Here is a 6,672-nt window from a genome sequence, read left to right on the forward strand (position 1 = left end):
CTTCCACCAATTCCTCAAATGGATACTGTTGATGCTCGTAGGCCCCCAACATTGTGCTTCTAATCTCATCCAGATAGGAACGGAATGCCTTAGCACCTTCCGGATAAGCACGAATGGCAAGTGTATTGACGAACATACCAATTAACGGCTGCAGCTCTTCATGTGTTCTGCCGGCAATCGGTGTTCCGACCACGATGTCTTCTTGGCCCGTATACTTGTGAAGCATGATGGTATAAGCAGCTAGGAGCACCATGTACAATGTCGTTCCGGTGTCAGCGGCAATTCGGTTCAAGCCATCTGCCACGTCCTTATCGATTCTAAATGGCAGCGTGAGGCCATCGTATTGCTGAATGGCCGGCCGAGCATAGTCTGTTGGCAGCTCCAATATCGGCAATTCCCCTTGGAATTGGTCAAGCCAATATGCTTGCTCATGCTTCAACTGTTCCTTCTGGGCCTCTGATTGCTGCCATGCCGCATAATCCTTATATTGAATATGAAGCGTCGGTACCTCTTCCCCGTGATAGTGCCGCATGATTTCCTGCAGCACGATACCGATCGATACGCCGTCGGAAATAATATGATGCATATCGAACAGAAGCACATGCTGTTCCTTTGCTTCCGCAATCTCGATCAACCCGACACGAAGCAGCGGCGGCTTATCAAGCTCGAAAGTGCGAATGAACTGTTTTACTTGCTGCTGAACCTCTTGTTCTTCGACTTTCCGATATTCAATCGCGAAATCCACGGTATCGTGTATCCGCTGTACAGCTTCTCCCTTCACGAGCTCGAAGCCAGTGCGCAATATATCGTGACGCGCGATCAATTTACGGAATGCAGCCTCGAACCTGCTTCGATCCAACTCGCCTTCGATCAGCATAATGCCAGGCATGTTATAGCCCTGCTCTGCCCCTTCAATTTGGTGAAGGATATACAGCCGCTTCTGAGCGGAAGATACCGGATAATGTTCCTGAACTTCAGCAACCGGAATCGAAGAATAGGATTCCTCTGCCATCTCAGACATGGCAGCTGCCAGTTCTTCAATCGTAGAGAAACGGAACACATCACGCAGTGGCAACTGAATATTCATCTCTTGGTGCACCCTGTTAACCAGCGCAGTTGCGCGCAAGGAATGTCCGCCTAGCTCGAAGAAATTGTCTGTTACGCCGACCTGCTCAATCCCGAGCAGTTCCTCCCACATGCGAACTAAGCTAGCTTCCATTGATGTACGCGGCGCTACGTATTCCTTGCCCGTGTTGATGCTGCCTTCCGGTGCAGGCAGCGCCTTGCGGTCAACCTTCCCGTTGGAGGTAAGCGGCATCCGCTCCAACTGCACGAAGTAGGATGGAATCATGTAAGCTGGCAGCTCCTGCGCCAATTCGGTTCTCATTTCCCCTACGGTCAGTTGTCGATCTGCCACGAAGTAAGCACACAACAGCTTTTCGCCGTTCTCCTCTCGTGCAATAACAATGGCTTCACGAACCGATTCTACCTTCGTTACTTGGGCTTCTACCTCGCCTAGCTCGATCCGATACCCGCGAATTTTTACTTGATGATCAATCCGGCCTAGGTATTCAATGTTGCCGTCAGGCAGCCACTTCGCCAAGTCGCCTGTCTTGTACATCTTGCTGCCCGGTTCGAATGGATTGTCAACGAATCTGTCTTCAGTCAACTCAGGGCGATTCAAATACCCGCGTGCAAGCCCTTCTCCTGCGACGAACATTTCCCCGGCCACGCCTATCGGCACGCAATTTCGATTCTCATCCAGAATATAGATACGCAAGGTCGGGATTGGGAATCCGATATTGCTTCTTGCCTGCTCGATCTCGGTTTCCGTGATCTCTTTGTACGTGACATGAACCGTAGTCTCGGTAATCCCGTACATATTAATCAATTGCGTGCGCGGATATTTCGCTCTCCAGTCCTTAAGCAGCTGCGGACTCAGCGCTTCTCCGCCGAAGATCACCATTCGAATGTTCAATTCAGGACTTCCATCTGCAAGTGCTTCCCGAATTAATTGATAGAAGTAGGTCGGTGTCTGATTCAAAATCGTTACCCGTTCTTCAGCCAGCAGCTGCAGGAACATGGCAGGGTTCTTGGCTGTAAGCTGCGGTACAACCACCAATCTTCCTCCGTATAGTAAGGCGCCGTACATTTCCCATACCGAGAAGTCGAAGCAGAAGGAGTGAAACAGCGTCCATGTATCCGTTGAACGGAAGTCGAACAGATTTCTGCTATTGAACAACAGCCGCACGACGTTCTTATGTTCAATCAATGTACCCTTCGGCTTGCCAGTCGTTCCCGATGTATAGATGACATAAGCCAGATCGGAAGGCTTGTTGACCGATGGCGGATTGGACTTATCCCCGCTGTATGTCTGCTCGTCATCAAGGAACAACACGGTGCCTTCGTAGGCGACTTGCTCCCGCAGATGGCGAGGCAATAGCAAAATATCTGCTCCGGAATCGCTCAGCATGTAACTGATGCGCTCTTCTGGATATTCCGGGTCGATTGGCACGTAAGCTCCTCCGGCCTTGAGTATGGCGATTAGCCCCACAAGCATATCCGTCGTACGCTCAGCCATGATGCCTACCAGCTTGTCTGCCCCGATGCCTTCTGCACGCAGTACCCATGCCAAGCTGTTAGCCCGTTCATTCAGCTCCTGGTAAGTCAAGAATCCGTCTGATCCCGTTACAGCAATCGCATCAGGCGTTCGTTCGACCTGTTCCTCGAACAGTCGGTGAATCGTCTTATCACGCGGATAATCCGCTGACGTATCGTTGAACTCTGCAAACAATTGCTGCTTCTCAGTCTCCGTTATGATGCCAAGCTGATCCAACCGAGCTTCGGGATTGCTTATGACTGCTTCCAGCAATTGATTGAAATGGCATGCCAGCCGTTCGATCGTTTCTCGATGGTACAGAGCTGTTGCATATTCAATGCTGCACGCCAGGCCATCGACTCCTTCTTCGACATGAAGTGTTAGGTCGAACTTAGCAACGGCATGCTCAATCGGATTCGGTGTCACGGCAAGTCCATCGATGGACCATGCTCCTTTTTCCGTATTTTGAAGTACGAGCACAGTATCGAATATTGGATTACGGCTTACATCTCTTGTCGGTTGAATATGATCAACAAGCTCTTCGAACGGGTATTCCTGATGTTCGTACGCTTGTAGTGTGGACTGCCGAACCTCCTCCAGGAAGGAGCGGAACGTCTTCTCTCCAGCCGGATAATGGCGAAGCGGAAGTGTATTGACGAACATACCGATAAGCGGCTCGATGTCTGCATGCGTTCTACCGGCTATCGGCATCCCCACGATGACGTCTTCTTGTCCGGTATATTTGTGAAGCAAGGCCGTATACAACGCCAGCAGCACCATGTACATTGTGGCATCCGAACCTGCTCCAAGCTGCTTAAGCTGGTCTGCCTTGTCGGCAGGAACGATGAATTCCAGCGTGCTTCCTGCAAAGCTGCGGAATGCAGGCCGAGTGTAATCCACTGGAAGCTGCAGAACTGGAAGCTCGCCTCGCAATGTCTCCAGCCAATACGCTTTCTGTTCTTCCATCCTTGACAAGTAATCTTCCGATTGCTGCCATGAAGCATAATCCTTGTACTGAAGACGCAGTTCAGGCAATTCTTCGCCGCTATACAGTGCAACGAATTCATCTAGCAATATACCCATGGATGCCCCGTCCGAAATGATATGATGCATATCGAACAGCAACAGGTGCCGATCCGCGTCCACTTCGATCAGTCCGACCCGAAGCAGCGGGGGCTTATTCAATTGGAACGCCCGTACGAACGAGCGAATGACTGACTCCGCTTCCGATGCAGCTCCAACTATCCCATGCTCGACAGTAAATTCTACATCGCTGTAAATTCGCTGCATAGGTTCCCCGTTGTGCATTTCGAACCCGGTACGCAGCACTTCATGTCTTGCAATCAAGCCGCGGAATGCTGCTTCCAAGCGATCGCGATGGAGCTTGCCTTCAATCGCCATGACGCCCGGCATATTGTAGGACAGTTCTGCGCCCTCCATCTGATGAAGAACGAACAGCCGCTTCTGCGCGGAAGATACCGGGTACCAATCTCGGTCTTCCACCCGAGGTATGGAAGCAAAGCTTTCCTTCTGCATCCCCTGTATGGCGAGAGACATTTGTTCAATCGTCGGGTAGCGGAATACATCCTGCAGCGGCAGCGCTATATTCAACTCCCGATGTACCTTGCTAACGAGGGTGGTCGCGCGCAAGGAGTGTCCACCCAGTTCAAAGAATGAATCTGTAACGCCTACGTTCTCGAGACCAAGCACATCTTGCCAGATGAGTGCAAGCTTAGCTTCCAGTTCCGTACGCGGTTGGATCTTCAAGTTCATACGCAGCCCTTCCTCTGGTAGAGGCAGGGCTCTGCGATCCACCTTGCCGTTAGGTGTCAAAGGAAGTTCTTCGATCTGAATAAAATGCGATGGGATCATGTAAGCTGGCAGTTCACGAGCCAGTGTCTCCCTTAGTCCACTAGCCGATAGCTCAACTTTCGCTGTGAAATAGGCACATAGCTCCTTCTGTCCACTCGAATCCTCCCGCGCGATTACAGCCGCCTCACCTACTTCATCGATCCTCAGAAGATAGGCTAAAACCTCACCTGGTTCAATCCGGTAACCGCGAATCTTCACTTGTTCGTCGCAGCGCCCGATAAATTCGATCGAACCGTCCGGCAGCCATCTCGCCAAATCACCTGTCCGATACAAGCGTTCGCCTGGGATAAATGGATCATTCACGAATTTCTCTGCCGTCAATTCCGGACGATTCAAGTATCCTCGTGCCAAACCATCTCCACCCGCATACAGCTCGCCGCATACGCCAACGGGAAGAACGTTCCCAGCTTCATCCAGCATATACACTCGCGTATTGCCAATCGGTTGGCCAATCGGAATTGAGCCTCGATCCAAATCAGCAGCCGTAATGGTATGGCAGCAGGTGAAGGTTGTATTTTCCGTCGGCCCGTAGCCATTAATCACCCTAATACCGTTATGCTTCTCCATTACTTTGCGCACGTGTGTAGGAGATACAACATCTCCACCTACCAGGAGCTGCTTGACTCCGTAGAAGCCCTCAATTTGCTGTTCAACCATGACCTGGAACAAACCAGCTGTCATCCACAACGTCGTCACCCGATGACGCTGAATCGCTTCGCTCCAATCTGTAAGCGACACATTGCCAGGAGGCAGGATGGCCAGCGCAGCCCCATTCAGCAGACTGCCCCATATTTCAAAGGTTGCAGCATCGAACGAGATTGTGGAACCTTGCAAGAAGACATCCGAGCTGTTGATCTCGACATACGTCGCGGCGCATACGAGCCTGACGACTCCGCGGTGCGTTACGCAGACCCCTTTCGGCGTTCCCGTAGACCCAGACGTATAGATGATGTATGCCAAATCGTCTCCCGCCCCATCAATAGGCAAGTTACTTTCTACATCTTCCATTGAATTACTTACGTCTGTCTCGTTATCATCCAGCGCAATCACGTTGAGATGTTCAGGCCATAAGCTGCACAGATGCCTCTGCGTAACCATCGTCGCAATGGATGTATCTTCAAGCATTGCGCTAATCCGCTCTTGAGGGTAAGCTGGGTCGATCGGTACATAAGCCCCACCGGCCTTCATAATTGCCAGCAAGCCGACGACCATTTCCAGCGAGCGATCCGCGCAGATGCCAACCAGTTCACCGCTCGTCACTCCAGCATACCGGAGTCTCCAAGCCATTCGGTTGGCTGCGGCATTCAACGCTCCGTAGGTCATCTGATCATTTCCAAACACGACGGCTAGCGCGTCTGGCTCTTGTTCAGCTCGCTCCTCGAACAATCTGTGGATCGACTTCTCGCGCGGATAAGCCACGAACGTATCATTAAATTCGCTCATCATTACGGCACGCTCTTCATCCGTCGCCAGCTGCAGCTCTCCTATGGATATCCGCGGATTCGATGCAACTTGTTCCAGTACATGCAACAGATGCTCCTTCAACACGTTCATATCCGCTTCTGCGAGTGCTTGTTTATTAAAATCGAAGCGAATGACGATATTGTCGCCAGGAATGATGATGAGGTTCAGATCGAAATTCGTTTGTTCTGATACGGTTACGTCTGTCAGCTTCAGTCCACTGCCGTCCGAACTGTTAAACTGATCGAGCTGCTGCTCCATCGGGTAGTTTTCAAGTACCATGATGTGATTAATGAGATCCTGCTTCAGCGTGCATTGTGCTTGAATTTCATACAACGGATAGTAGTCATGCTTGGCAGATGACAATGCATCGTCTTGCATTCGCATCATTACTTCTATAAATCTCTCATGGGCCTGACTGCTCACGCGCACGGGAATCGTATTAATGAATAAGCCAATCATCTCTTCGATTCCGACTAGTTCTGCCGGTCTGCCAGATACAACACTGCCGAATACAATATCTGAAGTTCTGTTGTATTTCTGGAGCAATATTCCCCATGATGCCTGCAGCAATGTATTCAGTGTCACTTGATGCTGCGTTGCAACTTGATTGAGAGCGAGGCTCAGGCTTGTGCCTAGATCGATCTGAACCTGACCTGCTTCATATTGACCAGAATGTCTGCGCCCCTTGCTATGAGGAAGTTCTGTCGTCTCTTCAAATCCAGACAAATAATGGTTCC

General features: G+C 50.8%; 1 protein-coding gene. It reads right to left on the reverse strand.

The window, feature by feature from the left end:
- A partial coding sequence (locus AZ66_RS25060; RefSeq protein ID WP_044357373.1) for a non-ribosomal peptide synthetase occupies window positions 1-6,672 on the reverse strand: 6,672 nt, incomplete at both ends.

The sequence above is a fragment of the Paenibacillus sp. E194 genome (assembly GCF_000935845.1).
Taxonomy (GTDB): domain Bacteria; phylum Bacillota; class Bacilli; order Paenibacillales; family Paenibacillaceae; genus Paenibacillus_B; species Paenibacillus_B alvei_B.